The organism is Neobacillus sp. NPDC093182, assembly GCF_044754045.1.
The window spans coordinates 299,646-319,467 of sequence record NZ_JBIVOI010000001.1; the positions used below are offsets into that span (position 1 = coordinate 299,646).

The 19,822-nt window shown below is 36.7% G+C and carries 21 protein-coding genes and 1 riboswitch; of the genes, 1 reads left to right on the forward strand and 20 read right to left on the reverse strand.

What is annotated here, in order from left to right:
- Positions 1-36: 36 nt before the first annotated feature.
- The 4 genes from ACIQAA_RS01585 to ACIQAA_RS01600 are packed head-to-tail and all read right to left on the reverse strand — an operon-like array spanning position 37 to position 3,827.
- Entirely contained in the window at positions 37-684 is a 648-nt protein-coding gene (locus ACIQAA_RS01585) for a LysM peptidoglycan-binding domain-containing protein (protein ID WP_402614077.1), read from the reverse strand.
- Positions 677-1,285 (reverse strand): CPBP family intramembrane glutamic endopeptidase, encoded by a 609-nt coding sequence (locus tag ACIQAA_RS01590; RefSeq protein WP_402614079.1) that lies wholly within the window; start codon positions 1,283-1,285, stop codon positions 677-679. The genes ACIQAA_RS01585 and ACIQAA_RS01590 overlap by 8 nt, the downstream gene beginning before the upstream one ends.
- Positions 1,282-2,790: a RecQ family ATP-dependent DNA helicase gene (locus ACIQAA_RS01595; RefSeq protein ID WP_402614081.1), complete on the reverse strand. Its 1,509-nt coding sequence runs from the start codon at positions 2,788-2,790 to the stop codon at positions 1,282-1,284. Before ACIQAA_RS01595 ends, ACIQAA_RS01590 begins: the two co-directional genes overlap by 4 nt.
- Entirely contained in the window at positions 2,781-3,827 is a 1,047-nt protein-coding gene (locus ACIQAA_RS01600; protein WP_402614084.1) for a YpbB family protein, read from the reverse strand. Before ACIQAA_RS01600 ends, ACIQAA_RS01595 begins: the two co-directional genes overlap by 10 nt.
- 235 nt (positions 3,828-4,062) lie before the next feature.
- Between ACIQAA_RS01600 and ACIQAA_RS01605 the strand changes: the two genes are divergently transcribed.
- Entirely contained in the window at positions 4,063-4,311 is a 249-nt protein-coding gene (locus tag ACIQAA_RS01605) for a ferredoxin (RefSeq protein WP_306073531.1), read from the forward strand.
- 119 nt (positions 4,312-4,430) lie between these two features.
- On the opposite strand, the gene ACIQAA_RS01610 is transcribed toward ACIQAA_RS01605, so the two are convergent.
- The 16 genes from ACIQAA_RS01610 to ACIQAA_RS01685 form a co-directional block, all read right to left on the reverse strand.
- Positions 4,431-5,000 (reverse strand): ECF transporter S component, encoded by a 570-nt coding sequence (locus ACIQAA_RS01610; protein WP_402614087.1) that lies wholly within the window; start codon positions 4,998-5,000, stop codon positions 4,431-4,433.
- A gap of 165 nt (positions 5,001-5,165) precedes the next feature.
- A riboswitch (FMN riboswitch) is annotated at positions 5,166-5,297 on the reverse strand.
- A gap of 91 nt (positions 5,298-5,388) precedes the next feature.
- The gene (locus tag ACIQAA_RS01615; protein ID WP_402614090.1) at positions 5,389-6,111 is read right to left on the reverse strand and encodes a peptidoglycan DD-metalloendopeptidase family protein; all 723 of its coding nucleotides are present in this window, start codon (positions 6,109-6,111) and stop codon (positions 5,389-5,391) included.
- A 180-nt stretch (positions 6,112-6,291) separates the two neighbouring features.
- Positions 6,292-7,461: a hypothetical protein gene (locus tag ACIQAA_RS01620; protein WP_402614093.1), complete on the reverse strand. Its 1,170-nt coding sequence runs from the start codon at positions 7,459-7,461 to the stop codon at positions 6,292-6,294.
- The gene (sigX, locus tag ACIQAA_RS01625; RefSeq protein ID WP_402614095.1) at positions 7,436-7,987 is read right to left on the reverse strand and encodes an RNA polymerase sigma factor SigX; all 552 of its coding nucleotides are present in this window, start codon (positions 7,985-7,987) and stop codon (positions 7,436-7,438) included. The genes ACIQAA_RS01620 and sigX overlap by 26 nt, the downstream gene beginning before the upstream one ends.
- A 196-nt stretch (positions 7,988-8,183) precedes the next feature.
- Positions 8,184-9,965, reverse strand: coding sequence for an ATP-binding protein (locus ACIQAA_RS01630; protein WP_402614098.1), 1,782 nt, complete (start codon positions 9,963-9,965; stop codon positions 8,184-8,186).
- Entirely contained in the window at positions 9,962-10,678 is a 717-nt protein-coding gene (locus tag ACIQAA_RS01635) for a response regulator transcription factor (protein ID WP_402614101.1), read from the reverse strand. Before ACIQAA_RS01635 ends, ACIQAA_RS01630 begins: the two co-directional genes overlap by 4 nt.
- A 175-nt stretch (positions 10,679-10,853) precedes the next feature.
- Positions 10,854-12,038 (reverse strand): c-type cytochrome biogenesis protein CcsB, encoded by a 1,185-nt coding sequence (gene ccsB / locus ACIQAA_RS01640; RefSeq protein ID WP_402614103.1) that lies wholly within the window; start codon positions 12,036-12,038, stop codon positions 10,854-10,856.
- Positions 12,039-13,670 (reverse strand): cytochrome c biogenesis protein ResB, encoded by a 1,632-nt coding sequence (resB, locus tag ACIQAA_RS01645; RefSeq protein ID WP_402614106.1) that lies wholly within the window; start codon positions 13,668-13,670, stop codon positions 12,039-12,041.
- Between the two features lie 23 nt (positions 13,671-13,693).
- The gene (gene resA / locus ACIQAA_RS01650) at positions 13,694-14,218 is read right to left on the reverse strand and encodes a thiol-disulfide oxidoreductase ResA (RefSeq protein ID WP_402614108.1); all 525 of its coding nucleotides are present in this window, start codon (positions 14,216-14,218) and stop codon (positions 13,694-13,696) included.
- A 104-nt stretch (positions 14,219-14,322) separates the two neighbouring features.
- Positions 14,323-15,060, reverse strand: a complete 738-nt coding sequence (rluB, locus tag ACIQAA_RS01655) for a 23S rRNA pseudouridine(2605) synthase RluB (protein ID WP_402614111.1) — start codon at positions 15,058-15,060, stop codon at positions 14,323-14,325.
- 225 nt (positions 15,061-15,285) lie between these two features.
- Positions 15,286-15,822 carry a spore maturation protein gene (locus ACIQAA_RS01660; RefSeq protein WP_402614113.1) on the reverse strand — a complete coding sequence of 179 codons (537 nt, stop codon included), beginning with the start codon at positions 15,820-15,822 and terminating at the stop codon, positions 15,286-15,288.
- A gap of 5 nt (positions 15,823-15,827) precedes the next feature.
- Positions 15,828-16,415, reverse strand: a complete 588-nt coding sequence (locus ACIQAA_RS01665) for a nucleoside recognition domain-containing protein (protein WP_402614116.1) — start codon at positions 16,413-16,415, stop codon at positions 15,828-15,830.
- Complete coding sequence (locus tag ACIQAA_RS01670) at positions 16,408-17,553, reverse strand: D-alanyl-D-alanine carboxypeptidase family protein (RefSeq protein WP_402614119.1); 1,146 nt, start codon at positions 17,551-17,553, stop codon at positions 16,408-16,410. Before ACIQAA_RS01670 ends, ACIQAA_RS01665 begins: the two co-directional genes overlap by 8 nt.
- A gap of 145 nt (positions 17,554-17,698) precedes the next feature.
- Complete coding sequence (locus tag ACIQAA_RS01675) at positions 17,699-18,589, reverse strand: superoxide dismutase (RefSeq protein WP_402614122.1); 891 nt, start codon at positions 18,587-18,589, stop codon at positions 17,699-17,701.
- 107 nt (positions 18,590-18,696) lie between these two features.
- On the reverse strand, positions 18,697-19,185 hold the full coding sequence (locus ACIQAA_RS01680; RefSeq protein WP_402614125.1) for a YpuI family protein: 489 nt from the start codon (positions 19,183-19,185) through the stop codon (positions 18,697-18,699).
- Positions 19,186-19,216: 31 nt separating this feature from the next.
- Positions 19,217-19,636, reverse strand: a complete 420-nt coding sequence (locus ACIQAA_RS01685) for a hypothetical protein (RefSeq protein WP_402614128.1) — start codon at positions 19,634-19,636, stop codon at positions 19,217-19,219.
- Between the last annotated feature and the right edge of the window lie 186 nt (positions 19,637-19,822).

Genomic DNA, 19,822 nt, shown 5'->3' on the forward strand with positions numbered 1-19,822 from the left:
AAATTACATAAAAAAAACCGACCAAAAAATGATCGGCTACTTATTTAATGGAATTTTTAAAACTTGACCTAAATAAATTTCATTACCTTTCATGTTATTGGCTTTCCGGATAATATCCTCTCCAGCTTTTGAATGGTAATATTTCAAAGAAATTCGATAAAGATTTTCTCCCGATTTAACTGTATGATAAATGACTGAAGGCGCAGGTTCAACATTTTTATCGGTGCCTTGCCCGCTAATAGGAGTCGGTTCAGAAGCTGGACTCTCAATTGGAGCATCCTGGCTGATAGACTTTTGAACTTCGATAGCCTCTTGGTCATCCTCCACAGGGGCGTTTTCTTTTTCCTCTACTTCGGTTTCAATCGTACTTTCCGTTTCAGGTTTTTCAAAGTTAATGACTTCATATCCAGAAGAGTCACCGGTGACTTTCTCAGTTTTACCGCCTTTTCCCTCCTCAAGATACGAGTAAGCACTAAAAATAACGATAGGAAGAAGAATAAAAAATAATACCAGGATACGAATAATTGGATACTTTATTTTCCATTTTGTTTTCTTTCTTTTTTCCCTATGAATTTGTTCCCTCGGAGGTAATTGGTCACGAACCTCAGTTGTTTCTTCATTAATTTTTTCAATTCGCCGTTTTAGCCGTTCCGCCTGGCTTCTAAAAGGTTCTTCTTTATTCATGAAGCAGTCCCTCCTGTTCATCGACATCTATGGTGAGTTTATATTTAATATAAAGCCCTAATAAAAAATCAATTGTAAAATGCATGATCATCGTAAGAGCTAAATTGTTACTCCATTCATAAACGGAGCCAATAAAAAAACTAAGAATGACAATATTAGAAAATAAAAACCAATTAAAAAGGTATCGATAATGTATAATGGCAAAAATAAGACTTGCAAGAATTAATCCAACCTTCGTTTGGATGACACCACGAAAAAGCAGCTCTTCACTGAATGCAACAAATGCTGCAATCAAAGCTATGTGAAAAACACTTCTATTCTTAAAAATTCTTTCGTTCAAACCTCCATCGTCGTAAAAAGACTTTGGTAGTAATTTGATTAATATAATATCTACAATGACTACAGTTGCACCTGCTGGAACGCCAATTAACAAAATTCTCACATCAGAAAAGTCAATGGTTTGCAAATATGAAAAATGATCAAATAATAGAATGCCTAAAATAAATGTAATGCCAAGCAGTAAGATTTGGGTCATATATAGATGAGAGAGCAGTTCTCTATCGGTTAATCCTTTAATTAGTTCATTATATTTATTTTTCATATACTCAACTCACGATTTAGTAGAATATTGGCTAAATAATCCTTCCACATTTCTTCGTTAACAGTGTTGTTGTGGACATTATCCGCTGCTTCGTATTCTTGTAACTGAATTCCACAAACGTCGCAGCAATTCTGTTTATTTCCCTCAACAGGCTCTTCTTCAAAATAATCTAGAATTAATTCTCTTCTACACGATTTGGATTTAATCCACTTTTTTAAATAATGAATACTGTCCTTCTTAACCTTTAATCTATCATTAACAAAATCCTTCAAGCTCTGTCTTGCTTGTTCTAAGTTTGAAAAAGCTACAGGCTTTTTGATAAAGTCTTGAATAATCCGCCACTGAACCTCCGAGAACCCCCCATCTTCTCGTAAATGCTGATTCATTTTAAGAAAATGGTCATTCAGATTTTCTTCCTTTGGAAAATATGAAAATAGCCAGTCAATTTGCAGCTCAGACGGTAATTCGCTTTCTGCCAGCTGTACTGGAAGCTGTTCATCTCCTGGAGAATATAGTAAAATCGCAATACTATCCTCACCATCGCGTCCTGCCCGCCCAATTTCCTGCAGGTAAGATTCGACTTGCATTGGCATATGGTAATGAATAATAAATCTTATATTTTCCTTATTAACTCCCATTCCAAAAGCACTTGTTGCACAAATTACATCGAGTTGTCCATGAATAAATTGTTGTTGTATTAAGATTCTTTGTTCCTGGTCTAAGCCTCCATGGTAAGCCATGGCTTTAGTAATACCCTTTTCCGCTAATAGAGAAGCCATTTGTTCAGCCATTTTCTTACTTGAAAAATAAATGATTCCCGGTTTTTGAAGCTGTCGAACTAATTCTATCAAACGAGATTGTTTATCATAATAGTTAGGTACTTCTTCAATATAAAAAGCGATATTAGGCCGGTCTATCGTTGATTCAATCTTAGTAAAACTCTGTAAGTCGAGAGATTGAATAATATCCTCTCTTACTTTTTTGGTTGCTGTTGCTGTTAAAGCGAGGGTTAGGGGATTCCCTAATTGTTTCCGGTATTCTCCTAACTTCGAATATTCCGGGCGAAAGTCGTAGCCCCACTGTGAAATACAATGTGCCTCATCTACTACAAATAATGAAACAGTAAGAGCCTGCAGCCTGTTCATAATAATAGGCAAGCTTAACATCTCTGGCGAAACGAAAATATATTTATATTTTGTTAAATTCCGTAATACGTATCCTCTCTTCTCCGAATCAAGAAAAGAATTCAATGCAATGACCCGTTTCTCGCCAAACTTCATTAATTGTTCCACCTGGTCCTGCATTAAAGATAACAGAGGAGAAATGATTAAGATTTGACCTTCTAGACAATACCCTGGCAGTTGGTAGCATAAGGATTTTCCAGTGCCTGTTGGAAGCATTGCAATCGTGTGGTTCCCTCCAAGCAGAGAAGAAATCACTTCCTTTTGCCCGGTTTTAAAGGTTTGATACCCAAAATACTTATTAAGAAGATTTTCTAATTCCATTGTCTATCACCATACTTTGCAAGAACGAGTCTGATTTGAAAGTAGGAAGCTGTTTTTAAAGTGTTCCTAATTACCTTAAGCTCCCTAGTAGATTCTCGCCTTGAAATTTCTAAAATCTTAAGCTGAATTTCTTCATCTACATATGAGTTAATAGAAAAATCTTTAACATTCAAAGCAAACTCTACAAGATGGTCTTCAATCGTACTTATTTTTAGATTCCGAATGCTTGAGATCTCCTCAGCGGTAAAGCCTTGATTTAAAAGCACCAGGGTTTTACGAGCCGAAAGTGTTAAGGAATCCTTTTGGTCTAAATTAGCAAGCAGCGATGATAACACTTTAAAGCGAAAAGGATCAGTTTCAACAAAATGAAGTAAACAATGAATTGAATTAATAAATTCGAGATGATAGTGTGTTGAATCTATATTTAACTTTTTCGCAATTTGGGACGAGGTCAACCCAATTTGCTTGTATCCCGTTAATCGAAAGATTAAGACGTCTGGATTGACATCCCTTGCCTGTTCAAAAATATTAACTAATTCCGAAAAAAGGGATTTTCCCAGCTCTCGCTTGGGTATAGAGGCAGACTTTAGAAAACCCTTTAACCAGTTATGAACGTCCACATTTTTTTGGATTGGGATATATTTCGTTTCTTGGAATGTAAAATTTGAAGTTACTTGTACTAATAACGAGAGTCTTTCCCAAACTAATAAAGTAAAGGGTTGATACCGCCAGCCATTTACATAATAGGGCTGTGAATGATTTATTAAGTAATCTTCGCCAGCTGAGGTAAGTAGAAATCTTTGTTCCCCACATGGTTCAACCAGTTTTTTTTCAATTAAGTGATTAAAAATCTCTTCAAAAGATTCTCGAGTTAATGGTTCAAGTATCCGAAAGTATCTTTTAAGTGAAAATAAATGTGCATCCTGAAGTGTTTGTGATGATTTTTTTCCATTTAAAAGATGATAGATGGAATAAATTGTTCGTTCACCATTTAATTGTTTTAAACAATATAACAAAATGTTTTCAATTTTACACATTTCATTCCACCACTTTTTGCTTATAATCGACAAAATCACCTATTTTTCTATCCCTTATTCTATCATGAAACAGACGGTCGTGCTGCTAAAAATTGTGGAGGATTAGCGGAATCCAAATCCTATAGAGCATTTTTCTATTGAAAAGTTACTCTTAGAGTTTTACAATAGGAGTGAGTAATGCGTTTCCATAATATATGGAATGTAGTAAGTTATTTTATTGGGAGGTTTTTTTTTCATGGCAAAGTATACGATTGTTGACAAAGAAACTTGCATTGCATGCGGAGCATGCGGCGCAGCAGCACCAGACATTTATGATTATGATGATGAGGGTATTGCATTTGTAACTCTTGATGATAATGAGGGTATTGTTGAAATCCCTGATGTATTAATTGATGACATGATGGATGCTTTCGAAGGCTGTCCTACAGATTCAATTAAAGTTGCTGATGAACCGTTTGAAGGCAACGCAACTAAATTCGAATAATATTTTGTCATTAAAATATTGTTAAGCTGCTGCCCCCGCCGACTTAGGCGGGGGTTATTTATTCATATAAAATAAAAATAAGAAACCGGGATCGCGCCTGGTTTCTTACTTTTAGTATATTAAGCACTTTTTACAATGGTTAATTTATTGATCCATGACTGCATTCTAATGAATAGCAGCATAAATATTGAAGACATCATTATGCCTTTAATGATATTGAAAGGTAAGATTGCAGGTACTACTAAATTACGCATGTCAGGGAACTGCAGCAGCGAAGTATAAGCCGGTAAAATAAACAAGTAATTTAAAACGCTCATCATTACCGCCATAATAAGGGTTCCGACAATCAGTGCAAGTGTCATTCCTTTTCTGGTTTTCATTTTGTTGTAAACATAGTAAGTAGGCAGCACAAACAATATACCAGCTAGAAAATTGGCAATATGCCCAACCGGAATTCCTGTTGCACTTCCAGTAGCTACATAATTAAGGGCATTTTTGAAAAACTCGACTAATATTCCTGCAGCAGGTCCAAAAATTAAAGCTGCGATTAATGCTGGGATATCGCTAAAATCAATGAACAAGAAATTTGGGAATGGCGGGAGCGGGAAATTTATCAGCATTAAAAGATATGCGATACTGCTCAGCATTCCAATTGATACAATTGCTTTGACACTCATGTTTTTCTTCATTTTTTCCTCTCTCCTCTTTGATCCATCAAGTTAGGAAGAGAGGTTCAGCAGCTTTTAAGGTGTCCCAGTAAAATAAAAAACCTCAAGAAATATATCTTGAGGGAGTTTACAAAGGCACTCTTAATAAACGTTCAAAATACCAGCATTTTTTGAACGTCGCAGAACCTCCATCTTCTCCCATCCAGACTATACTGTCGGCTTTGGAATCACACCAAATCCTGCCATAACGGCTCGCGGGCTCAAGAGTTTTACTCTAATACCGCCGATCGGGAATTTCACCCTGCCCCGAAGATAGATCGATATTTAATTTCTTTTTAATTATACTAATAATAATTAGTTATGAAAAGAAAAAAGCGCTAACACATATTTGATGGTTAGCGCGGGTGAGTTATTTATAGATAACTAAAATTTGTTCAGGCATGATAAGATCTGATTTTAATTGATTAACTTCCTTTAGCTTTTCAACTGTAAGATTACTTTTCTTTGCTATAGAAGTCAGTGTGTCTCCTGCTTGTACAATATAATGGGCCTTATCACTATTTACATTCGTACTAGCAACTAGGCTTTCTATGTTACTAGCCATGCCGCCTTTTACTGCCACACCAACCTCAGCATTGCCAAGAAGCCTTTCGGGATCGATAGCATTTTTCTTATCATAGGTCCATTCGATTTGATGACTCTCAAAATGGAGATGAACGCCTGTAGATTCACCCGTTCTCCCCATGGTTCCAATTCTATCACCCTGTTTAATCGCTTGCCCCTCATTAACAAGTCGATTATTTAAGTGAGCATAAACAGTAACAAAATTATTTGGGTGCTTAATAAAGACAACATTCCCATACGTTTTCGAATAATAGGATTTACCAACTACGCCATCCTCTACAGCAACTATAGGTGAATTAAGACTCCCAGCAATATCTATTCCTTTATGTGTTCCATGCCTTGTCCCATATGTATCAGATACGACACCATCCGTGGGCCATATCCATCCAGCTTTTATTTCTTGTGAATCCCGCATACTCGCTTCCGTCTGTTTACCTCCTAAAAATAATAAACTGACACAAAGCGCCATAATTGCGGCGATTAAAAGCCGCCTTATGTAGTCTCGCATTTAATTTTTTTCCTCCTTAATCTTGTCCTCTCCTCCACAAACCATATGTTAACTTAATTAAGTTTAGAACTTATAGTTTGATGAGAGCGGTTGAACATACTTGTTATAATTTGGAGACAAATGGATTTTTATACACAAAAAAAGATTAACCTTGTTATGGTCAATCTTTTTAACACATTTTTATTGGATTTGACGAAGATTCGGCGCTAGTGGAACTTTCATTTCTTTCGTTAAATCAAATGGTCCTAAAAGCTGAATAGGGGCATTCAAAACCGTTATCGTATCAATCCCAAAATCCTTAGCAGTTAATAAAATAGCTTCATAGGAGTACACGGTTTCCAAGTTATTCTCCATTGCTGCGTTTTCATCCAGGGTGATGATTAAATTATTTTCTTTGGTTGTAACCTCCTTAATAGGGAAGGAAGGCACTAAAGAGGCTGCTAGACCTAGCTCTTGATGATCTGTCTTCATTGCTTCGAAAGCAGCGTTAATATCTTGATACGTATCAGCCGAAGGGACGAGGTAGGTGGTTTCCATCCCATCAGGTGTATAAAAGAAATAAGCGTGTTTTCCTTCTGGTTTTACTTCTAATTCTTGCAGTACGCCATAATTACCAAGTTCTATACCGGGCTGACCATCTGTTTTTAGCATAATTTTATTTACATTGCTGTTCGAAGCTATATTTTTCTTAAGCGTGGTTATAAAATTCAATTCAGCAGTAGAACCTTGCCCATATGGATGATTTTTAGGTACGTCAACAATGACCGTATTCTTAGTATCATCCAATTCGAACTTGGCATTTACAGGATAATAATCAGATAATCCCCATTCCTCTTCATTTAATAATTCCATTGATTCTGTAAAAATAGTTAACCAATTCTTATTATTATCCGGAGTAACAACAATGGATATAGGTACTACATTTTGTGCCTGCGAATCAGGAATCCAATAGGTGATTACAGTTCCATCATCCACTTCATCATCATATAAAGCATTTTTATTGATTTCGGTTATCCCCATTTCAGGTTCAGAACCTGATATACGATCTTCTTTTTTCATCAAAAGCGATGAGTGATCATCAGACTGGCTTATCTTTGCTTCACTTGAAGATTCTTCCTGTTTTGCACTATCAAAAGAATTTTGTGTTCCATTCAACATTTTAGGAACTAATAAGAAGAATAGGAGTAAGGCCGCTGCAGCTGCAAAACCTGGAATTAGCCACGCCGGTCTTTTTCTCTTTTTTATAGAAAGATTTTGGTATATGTCACGAGGATTGCGATGGTCTTGTATTTTGGGCATTTGCCTTAGTAATTCTTCGAGCTGCTTATCGCTCCACTCTGACTTTTTCACTTTCTAATCCCTCCTTTTCATTAAACATTTCCATATACTTCTTTAAAACCTTTAATGCGCGGTGCTGTGTTGTTTTCACTTTACTCTCTGTCCACCCCAATGTTTCGGCAGTTTCGGTAATAGATAAATCATTTAAGAAACGCAATATCACTACAGAACGTTGATCCACTGTACAATGCTCTAAACACTGATAAATCCATTTGACTTCTTCTTTATGAACCATAATTTCTTCTGGAATTGGGTATTCATCTTTTACTTGGCTTGAAGACCAATCAAACTTTTCAAGCAGTCTGCCCTTCCATCCCTTTTGCTTTCGAAATGAATCAATTGCGACATTCCGTGCGATAGAAAAAAGCCACGTTTTTTCGCTGCTCTTTCCTTCAAAACGATGATAGGATTTAAACACCCTGATATATACTTCTTGTACTAAATCCTCTGCCTGTTCCTTGTTTCTTACCATATAAAATAAAAATTGAAAAACGTCATGATGATATTTTTGATATAGTTCATCGAAAACGGAGTCCATCCATTCCCCTCCCCGTTCATAGAATTAGTCGATACTTATGTACAAAAAGTTTCACATTTTAAATATAGACTTTTTATGCCAAAAAGTGAAGGCTACATTAAGAACTGTAAAAAACAAAAAAACTCACCAGTAAATAGATGAGTTTTGCGTTTTTCAAAATGTTCCCCGTGAATCAAGAGAAATCGCCATTTTTTTCTTATTTTCGTGGAAGTAAGAAGGTAAATGTCGTTCCTTGTCCAATTTTACTTTGTACCGAAATATGCCCTCGGTGTGCATCAATAATATTTTTCGCAATAGCTAGTCCCAGCCCAGTACCAGCTCTTCCTCTAGTACGTGCTTTGTCCGCTTTATAAAAACGTTCAAAAACGAATGGTAAATCTTCTTCCGGTATACCTGAACCTGAATCTGACACTTCCACTCTTATGCCAAAATCATCCTTTTTTACAAGTAATCTAACTGATCCACCCTGTGGAGTATGTCTGATAGCATTATCAATTAAATTGGTCAGAACTTGTTCAATCCGATCGGGGTCAAATAATATATTGGGTATATTATTTTCTAGGTCAGCACTTAGGTGAATTTCATTGTCTCTAGCCAGCCCTTGAAATTTATGGACGATTCTATTCATAAAGGAGTGGAGGTTTACCTCATCAAGTGTTAACTGAATATGTCCTGCTTCCATTCTAGCAAGGTCAAGCAGCTCATTAACAAGTCTGCCCATCCTTAATGATTCATCATAGATGACCTTAGCCATCTCTTTTTTCTCTTCCTGTGATTCAGCAATGTCATCTACAATCGCTTCACTATAGCCCTGTAACATGGAAATAGGTGTCCGAAGCTCGTGAGAAACATTTGCAATAAAGTCTTTTCTCATCTTTTCTAATACCCGTTCCTCTGTCATATCTCTAAGTACAGCTACCGCTCCACGAATAAATCGGTTACTATAAAGCGGGCTGACCAGAATGACCCAATGGCGGCCTTGAAGAGAAATTTCCCCTACTTGCTCTTTCTCCGTATCAACAGCTCGTTGAAAAAGTTCCATTGCTTCTGTTGGTATTTCTTCAGAAGTGGAACCAGGTCCACCTTTTTCATAATACCAATATTGCAAAAAGCGGTCTGCTGGAGGATTGGTTATCAAGATCGTTCCATCACGATTAAAGGTTATTACACCATCAGCCATACTACTTAAAATGCTCGCAAGCTGCTCTTTTTCCTGGCTAAGGGCATTCATATTGAACTTTAATTGACGCCCCATTTGGTTAAAGGCTGTGGCAAGTTCCCCAATTTCGTCATGCGTTAAAATCGGTACTTTTGTATCAAATTTCCCTCTTGCTACTTCAAAAGCTGCTTCTCTCATTTTCCTTAATGGTGCTGTAATCCTAGTAGACAAAAAGAAAGCAAAAATAGTTGTTAGGATAATTGCGACACCCGCAACAAGTAATATAAAATTAGTTGTTGAATGCGTAGTTTCTTCAACTACCTCCAAGGATTGATAGATAAACACAGCACCATTTTGTCTATCATCCATGTGCAGCGGAACACCGATGATTGAATATTTTGCACTGTCTTTTTCTGATTCATTAGAAGAAAGCTTTGAGACTTTTTCTACTGTTCTGTTTTCCTCAAAAACTTTGGACAATTCAACATCATTTCGGATGTCTGGTGCCGATAATTTCACTGATTTTTCCGAGTTGGGAGAGAAATAGACTTCCTGGTCATTTTTAATGATGACCACATTTGTAACCTCATCAATAATTTCCCAAAAGATTTCTAATCCTAAAGGAAATTGCTCATCTGGATGATTTTCCAATACTTTAGCTATTTTCTCAGCCTGATGAGTTAAATCATTTTTGGTTTCCATAATGGTGTTATTCTCGAAAAACTCAAGAAGCATAACCGTTAAGATGAAAAGGATAAAGGCAACCAAAAATATTATGGTAAACCAGAGTTTACCAACAACACTTCGTAAAAAGGTCATTCATTAACTACCTCAAATTTATAACCAACTCCCCAAACTGTTACAATCATTCTTGCTGCCTGCTCAGAGACTTTATTTAACTTTTCACGAAGACGCTTTACGTGTGTGTCAACTGTACGTAAATCTCCAAAAAATTCATAATGCCATACTTCTTTCAGTAATTGCTCCCGGTCAAATACTTTATCAGGTGCTTTAGCAAGGAAATATAATAATTCATATTCTTTTGGAGTTAAACTTACTTCCTTACCGTCCGCCAGAACTCTATGTGCGTCATTATCAATTGTTAAATGCGGGAACACTATAACATCCTTCGTTGTTGTATCTGTTTGCAGATAACTAGTTTGAGAAGACCTTCTTAACAGAGCCTTTACCCGCAGCACTACTTCTCTAGGGCTGAATGGTTTAACAATATAATCGTCTGTACCCACTTCGAACCCTTGTACACGGTTTACCTCTTCACCTTTTGCTGTTAACATAATAACAGGTGTAGCCTTTTTTTCCCTTAATTCACGGCATACCTCTATACCATCTTTACCAGGCATCATTAAGTCTAAAAGGATTACATCATAATCATTTGCAATCGCTTTCGTTAAGGCTTCATTCCCATCTTCTGCTTCATCAATCGAGTATTCCTCACGCTCTAAATACATTTTTAATAATCGACGAATTCTTTCCTCGTCATCTACTACTAAAATTTTTACGTCTTTATCCATTAATAATCCCCCCCATGCTGTTATTTTACAAAATGTGACTATTTTAATCTATAACTAAACGTAATTGTCCTTGCAAATAGTGTCGAAATTTTGACAAATCAACTAATTTTTAACTTATTATTTGAAAAATAACCTTTACTTGGAAAAAGTAAAGGTTATAAAATTAAAATCTTGATTATCCAGCATAAGAATGGAGTCCTGCGATAACTAGGTTTACAGCCACTAAGTTAAACATGATAATGACAAAACCAATGACCGCAAGCCATGCTGATTTTTCCCCATGCCATCCTTTTGAAAGACGGAGGTGTAAAAAGGCTGCGTAGAATAACCACGTAATTAATGCCCATACCTCTTTTGGATCCCAGCCCCAAAATCTTGTCCAGGCAATTTGTGCCCATATCATCGCAAAAATCAATGCCCCTAAGGTAAATACAGGGAAACCTATTAGTACTGACCGATAGCTAATTTCATCCACAAAATCCAGATTAATGTTTTTAACTAAAGGCTGAAGTGCAGCAGAAATTCGTTTTCTTAGTATTAATCTTAATAACCCATAAAGAATAAAACCACCAATAAATGACCAAATAACAGAATTCATTTTCTTTGCATTTATGATTGCAGGCATTTCAATGAGCGGTTCAAATTTCCCTTTTGTTAAAAGTTCCCCTTCATGAGGACCAGTAAGAGCTGGCATTGTATATTCAATTGTCGCCGCTTGGTCATTCTTATCAATCCAATTAAATTCTGCTTTGTACTCCATAGCGGAGAACAAAGTAGATACAAGAACAAATCCAAGTGTAGTTACTAACCCAAACATCACTGTTTCAAGCCAAAAAGTTCGCTTACTTGCTTTAGATTGGTCAATTACCTTTACTAGATAGATCAATCCGGCAGCAAAGCTTATTGCTAAAATCGCTTCACCTAAAGCTGCCGTTGTAACATGGATATGAAGCCAGTCACTTTGCAGCGCAGGTATTAATGGCGAAATATCTCTAGGAAACATACTTGCATAAGCAATAACAAGTATCGCAACAGGCATTGTAAACAACCCAAGGAGCGGTGTCCGATAAATAAAATAAATGACTATGAATGCACCAACGAGACACATTCCGAAAAAGGTTGTAAACTCAAATAGATTACTTACAGGCGCATGTCCAGCAGCGATCCATCTTGTAATAAAATATCCCACCTGAGAAATAAAGCCCACAATTGTTATAAAAACGGCAATTTTCCCCCAGCGATTTGTACCTTTTTTTTCTTCAATATCTTTTTTAGCCTTGATGGCTCCACCAAAGAAGAGGGTCGCAACTAAATAAAGAACAAATGCAATATAAAGTAAATTACTACTTATTGTTACCAACTAGACTCCCTCCTTATCCACTTTTTCATTTTGAATCTGATCATTAGGAATATTAATTTTCGTTTCAGAGAGTACACTTTCAATTTCTCTTTTTAGACCATACCAATTTTTATTCGTATGAGCAGCAATCCAGATTTCACCATTTTTGTTTTGTACCCAAATTCTCCGATGGTTCCAATAAGCACCTTGGATGACACCAATCATAAAGAGAATTCCGCCTAAAACAATGATCCAAATCGTTAAATCTTTTCGAACAGTTAAGGCCGTAACATTTTTGGTTTCGATCCCTTTGAATGCCATTTTGTATTGATTATCACCTAATGGCTCAATGGTTTGCTGAATGGCAACGAAACTCGTTTCCCCATTTGGTACTTCCGGTGAAGTCATTTTGAACACAAAGGCAGGATTATTAGGTATCCTTGATTTTGTTGTAGGTTCCCCGTTTTCTGCAAATTCAAAGTCTGGGAAAAAACTCAAAACTTCAACCTGATATCCATTTCCTAGGTCATATTTCGGATTTGGGTCATAAAGATTTATTTTTATGTCTCCAAAGGTTTTCCCGCTCGCTTTGTTTGTTAATGAGAAGGACATTGTATTTAGTTCATCCAATTTGTAGTCTACTTGGTATAAAGCAAACTTTTCAAATTTTAATGGCTGATTGACTTTGATTTTGTGTTCTTTTACCTTTTCTAATTCTGGCTTTTCCCCTGGAATAGCTGGTCCTACTCTTTTATAAAGCACTGCGTTTGTCTGATAATTTTTCACTACCATACCAGCACGATCAATCGCAGCTTCAAAGGTTTTGTCCTTTTCCTTATCATAATTTTCCAGAATAAACTTCTCGTTTGCTACATAATATTGTCCATCTGTTTCAGGGACAACCTTGGTTTCACCTTCACGCAGCCATAACACTTTATCAATGTACATTCCTGGAACAAATCTCAGTATACCGCCGATTAAGAAAATAATTAATCCCACATGGTTCACATAAGGACCCCAACGAGAAAAACGCCCCTTTTCAGCAAGTAAATCTCCGTTTTCTTCTCTTACATGATAGCGTTTTGCCTTTAATCGTTGTTTAACAGCTGCGATATCTTGCTCATCAATGTTTTCACTTGTTCCAAACAGACGCTGGCGCTTTAAAAAACCCTCATGCCTTGTTACTCTTTGGGCTTTTAGTGCCTTATACAATGGCACCACCCTGTCTAGACTGCAAATGACAAGAGAAATGCCTATCATCGCGATTAATACTAAATACCACCATGAGCTGTACAAATTATTAAAGCCTAACTCATAGTATAATTTTCCAAACCAACCATACTGATCTTCATAATACTCTTCTGCCGGCATAGTAGGAGGTATGTACATTTCCTGTGGAAGAATCGTCCCAGCCGCAGAAGCAACTAGAGTGATGACGATGAGCCACACACCTACCTTAACAGAAGAAAAAAAGTTCCATATTTTATCAACAATGGTTTTATTATATGTTTGTGAACGGCGGGCACTTCCTTCGTAGCGCATATCCAGCAGCGATTTATCTTTTGATTGTTCATCAAAAACCTTACCGCATGCCTCACACAATACGGTTCCATGTGGATTAACATGTCCGCATTCACATTTAATATCTTTCATTGCAAAAAACTCCCTACAAACCCTTAAGGTTTAATTTTCTCCATAAACTCCCTTACCGTTGACTCTGTTAATGTTCCTGTATGATATTTAACCACTTTCCCATCCTTGTCAATCAAAAATGTTGCTGGAAGAGGGTTAATTCCATATGCAGCCTGAACTTGTCCGTCGGTATCGATGACAATAGGAAAGTCTAGCTCCTTTCGCTCTGCAAATTGATTTACGGCTAATTCAGACTCACTGACATTAACTGCCAATACTTGAACACCATTGTCTTTATAATGATTATATTGATTATTAATATAAGGCATTTCCGCTTCACACGGTTTACACCATGTTCCCCAAAAATTCAAAAATACTCCCTGTCCTTTATAATCGGAAAGTTTATGTTTTTCACCTTCCATATCAACCAATACAAAATCAGGAGCTTGTTTGCCAACTGCCACTTTCATTCTATTATCCTTTGTTAAGTTGGCATACAGCGTGTAGGCAACGGCCGCAGCAAGAATAACGAGGATTGTTGTCCTCATGACTAATCGCCGTTTTTTCATCTTTCTCCCCCCCTGAAAGGTATAATTTCTAAGCACAATTGTCTAAATTATATCACTTTACACTATATCTATAGTAAATACATTCGAATACAATTGTGACAGCTTTATGAATTTTTCTTAGTAGACTCCAATGATAGTCCTCTTAATAGCTTGACTTCATGGTGTGTCAGTTCTCTAGCATCCCCAGCAGATAAACCATGCAATGTTAAAAAGCCATAGCGTTCTCGTTTTAGTTTTAAAACTTCATGTCCAATTGCTTCAAACATTCTCCTAACCTGACGATTTCGCCCTTCATGTATGATAATTTCAACGATTGCGGTTTGTTTTTGCTTATCAACCGAAAGCAATTTGACTTTAGCAGGAGCAGTTTTTCCATCCTCAAGACGGATTCCTCTCTCCAATTTTCTTAAATTTTCCTTTGATGGAATTCCTTTCGTTTTTGCTACATACGTTTTTTCTATCTCATTCCGTGGGTGCATAAGCAAATTTGCAAACTCCCCATCATTTGTTAGCAGCAATAATCCGGAAGTATCATAATCAAGCCGTCCCACCGGGAAAATTCTTTCTTGTTGATATGGAAAGAAATCCGTTACTACCTTTCTTCCTTTATCATCACTTACACTCGAAATGACACCGCGTGGTTTATATAGAAGAAAATAAACAGGCTCCTCCTTCTCAATTTGGATTCCATTCACTTCAACCCTGTCAGATGATGTAACTTTCACACCTAGCTCTGTAACTATTTTCCCATTGACTTTTACCTTACCTTCTTTAATTAACTCCTCAGATTTTCTTCTTGAAGCTACTCCAGCTCGTGCTATTACCTTTTGCAATCTTTCCATTATGATCCACCTCAGCTGTTTACCTTTATTTTGAATACTATGTGTAACACCACAGTTAATTAGGAAAACAATTAGTTATTCTTTCCTAATGAATTATGACACAAAATCGCCTTTTTTCAAAGCAACGGCTATTTTATTGAAAAAATAAATAAGCAGGTTCCTAAAATGTTTTCTTCTTCTAGGAACCTGCTTATCAATATAGAATTAATGAACAATTTATGCTTTTTATTTTGCGCCAAATACGAATATTACTACAAGAATAGCTGCGATAATCCCTACTACATCCGCAAGGAGCCCAACCTTTAATGCGTCCCCCATTTTTTTGATCCCGACTGCGCCGAAATAAACAGTCAACACGTAAAAGGTAGTATCTGTACTGCCCTGCAAAACGGATGCCAGCCTGCCAATAAAAGAATCAGGACCATAGACAGCAATTAAATCACTCGTCATACCAAGTGCCGCTGTTCCAGATATGGGTCTAATTAAGATGAGGGGGACAATTTCAGCTGGGACACCGATGGCTTCCATCACTGGTCTTATCCAGTTCATTAATGCTTCTAAGGCACCTGAAGCCCGGAAGACTGTAATCGCCACTAACATGCCTACAAGAAATGGAATGATGGAAAAAGCAATTTTGATTCCTTCTTTTCCGCCTTCAACAAAACTCTCATAGGTCGGAACTTTTTTAATCGTTCCATAAAGGAGGATAGTTCCTATTAATACTGGGATAAAACCCAGGGATATGAGCGAAAGAAATTCCATTCCATTCATCCTTTACGACTTCGTCGATTATAAAAATAACGATCTATCATGACAGCTCCGAGCATTGAGATGATGGTAGCGATTAACGTTGGTACAACTATTTCAGTTGGGGATGCAGAATTATAGTTCATTCGAATTGCAATGACTGTTGTAGGGATGATGGTAATGCTTGCTGTATTTATTGCCAAGAAGGTAACCATTGAACGGCTCGCTGAATTCTTGCCGCCATTCAATTGTTTTAATTCCTCCATTGCTTTAATTCCAAGCGGCGTGGCTGCATTACCCAAGCCGAACATATTGGCAATCATATTAGACAATATATATCCCATTGCAGGGTGATTTGTTGGCACATCAGGAAATAATCTTCTTACAAGCGGGCGAAATAACTTAGATAATAATTCAAGCAGGCCTGATTCCTGGGCAATACGCATCATCCCCAGCCAAAAAACAAGAATGCTGATCAATCCAATACAAAGAGTCACAGCCTCCTTTGCCCCATCAAATATCGCTTTATTTACTTCTGCCATAGTGCCGTTAATCATCGCAAAAACGAAACCAACAAGTGTCATAAAAACCCAGATATAATTAACCATGTAATTTCACGCCAAGAACGGATAGAAATATACTTTTTAACGAATTAAACAGTCCCTTTTTCTTCTCAGGACCCCCTTGATAATAGATAGGTGTTTCTCTAACCACTTTGCCATCCAAGAAAACCTGGGCTTTACCCACAGCCTCCCCATTATGGTCCGAATCCTCCCAATCTTCTCCTGGCTTATTCAATTTATATTTTATGGAGAACAAGTCCATTTCCTCATTAGTGGCAGGGTAAACTATAGTGTTTTTTAAATATAAGTGTTTTTGATAAACCTTATTGGTTTTTATATCTAGCTTTCCTTTTGACAACACTTCCGCTAAATCATAGGCTTTAAACCCATTTTCATACATGGCAATGTGATCATTCCAGTCATCTGAAGCATTCAAAGTAACGGCAATTAAACTCATGTCTCCTTTAGTTGCTGTTGTAACAAGGGTTCTTTTTGCACGTTTTGTATATCCTGTTTTACCGCCAGTTGTATATTTGTATTTTGTAAGTAACCGGTTTTTATTTTTCCATTGGCGATCCCAATTTTCAGTAGGATTTGGCGCTTTATAAGTCTTTGTTCCAGCAATTTTTTGATATGTCTTATTTTGCATAGCATACCGGGTTAATAGAGCCATATCATAGGCTGTTGAATAGTGGTCTTCATGGTCGTCTAAACCATGTGGATTGGAAAAATGAGTATTCAACATACCAATCTCTCTTGCTTTTTGGTTCATTAAATAAACGAACCCATCCAAACTTCCCCCAACATGTTCAGCAATTGCAACCGCCGTGTCATTGCCAGATCTAAGCATCAAACCATAAACTAAATGCTCCAGCTTGATTTTTTCCCCAGGTTTTAAATAAACAGACGATCCCTCAGCACGGGTAGCTTGTTCACTTACTTTCACTATTTCACCCATTTTTCCCGATTCGATAGCAAGAATCGCTGTCATGATTTTGGTAATACTAGCGATCCTTCGTTTTGTGTGGGCATCCTTCTCAAATAGGACACGCCCTGATTCTTGCTCCATTAGAACTGCACCTCGTGCACTTACGGAAACGGAAGCATCCACCTTTTGAGGAATGTTTGCAATGAATAGTGAGACCATGAGGGCAAAAATGACTAGCTTCCAAATCATTCTCATAAGTTTACCTCGTCCCCTTCGTTAACATTTCTAGCAGCAATTCTTACTGTCTAGCTTTCTAAAATTTTATGCAGGACAAGGCTTGATATGACTATTTGTCCTAAAAAATGAAAAAGCAATCGACTTCAGCCGATTGCCTAACCAATTAAAATGCTGGCCACTTAATCTCAGAAGCTTTATCATACCTCATTTCAACATCATTCCAGTTTACGAGATTCCACCAATTGTCAACATAGCTAGCTCTATTGTTTTTATATTGTAGATAATATGCGTGTTCCCACACATCTAAAACCAATAGAGGTATGGTATCCCACTGCGTTAAAAGCATGTGTCGTTCAGATTGTAATATTTCAAGGTGCCTGGCACGCGGGGACCATACGAGGATTGCCCACCCAACGCCTTCAACCTGTTTTGCTGCTTCAGAGAACTGTTTTTTAAATTTGTCAAAACTGCCAAAATAATTTTCTATTTCTTTTTTAAGCAGTCCTTGTGGGCTTCCTCCTCCTTTTGGGATCATGTTTTTCCAAAAAATTGTATGCAAATAATGCCCTGAGCCGTGAAAGGCTAATTCTCTTGACCAATGTTTTATGAGAGAAAAATCATTGTTGTCTCTAGCCTTCTTCAAATTTACCTCTGCTTTGTTTAAACCCTCAACATAGGAGCGATGGTGCTTATCATGATGCAGCCTCATAATTTCCTCCGAGATATAGGGTTCTAGGGCATTATAGGCATATGGGAGATCTGGGAGTGTATGACCGCCAGGCGGGACAGTCTTTTTTTCACCCCAAATATTCCCCACTCCTTCTTTACGCGAAAAATAACTCTCCAGTTGTTCGTGAATTTCTTCTGCTTTCGATTGAAGACTTAGCATATCTTGATCAGATAATGATCCATTTGTATTCTCAATCAATTCAGTAAAATATTCGAGCTGCTCCCATAACTCTAAGTTATCTTTAACATCATCTGTTTCTAGAAACTCCTTCATTTGCTCGTTCCATTCAAATAACTCGTGGACATATTGACTAAATCGATTCATACTATCCCACCCTTTTATTTCGAATCTACCCCTAAAAGGTATGAAAAAAATGATGGATTATGAACAAAAAAACTGCCCTTATTAAAAGGACAGTTTTTTTGATCATTTTATTTAGATTGAATCATTTTTGTACGGTAATCTGTTTCATAGTATTCCAGTTCTTCTCTAACCCTTTGAAATTCTCCTTCAAGACCTTTCACTAACTTTTGTACACTTTCAGGTACAGATTTATAAAATTTTATCGAATTTCGTCCTGTATATGCGGAACGACTATCCTCAAACCAAGCGTCATTTTTGGGAGAGAAAAATTCCTCAATACACTGATGAAATATACGATAAAGAGTTTTCTCAGCAGTTGGCTTTTGAAAAGGTTCACTTTGCAAGATTACTGAACAAGCATCAAGGCTTTCTTCACAAAAAACAAGTAATTTTCTCAAATTGGAAAGAATTAATCGATAATAACTTGAATCTCCTGATAATTCTTGTTCCATTTGTGAGAGCGTTGTTTCATTTAAATAATTTTCTAGTGTTCCGATTGTCGAGGTTAAAAATCCTCCAACATCTTTTAGCTGTGTCTTAACTAGTGAATTTCCCATTCAAACACCCCTTCGAATTATTTAAACCTTCCTATCTCGGTTGCTTAATGTAGTCCAGTGGAGAACGGAGTTCAAATTTATGGTCTTGCTTAACAGCAAGTACTATTTCAGATAATTTATCAAAATCAATATCTTGAAAGTATGAAGCAAATTCTTGTTTAGAATTAATGTATAAACGTTTTCGATTACGTAAACCCGTGTTCTTGATTAAACATACTAATGCAACGATATCCTTGAAGGTTACTTCAATATTGTCTTTTGTCAAAATTGGGTTTTGCTGAAAAGGAGTGAATTCTTGAAACAACTCATCAAAGTATCTAACATACAATACGTGCAGTGTTTTTTCTTCAGAACCATCAATAAACGTGACTTCGCTTCTATTAAAAAAGTCTTCTGAAGTGTTAGATTTTTCCTTTTCCAATTCGTATCCGATGCATTCTTTAATTAACAATTAAATCAATCTCCTTTAGCCATTAACGAATAAGTAGAATTTTCGGAAATTCTTTGAAATCATACCTCTATTCTATCACAACCATATGAAATTGTTTTATTTTTAGTGCTTTTAATTTGGCTGTTGATTTGCACTCCAGGCAAATCAACAGGTGAAATATCAATTAATGAGCTTTAGATATCAATT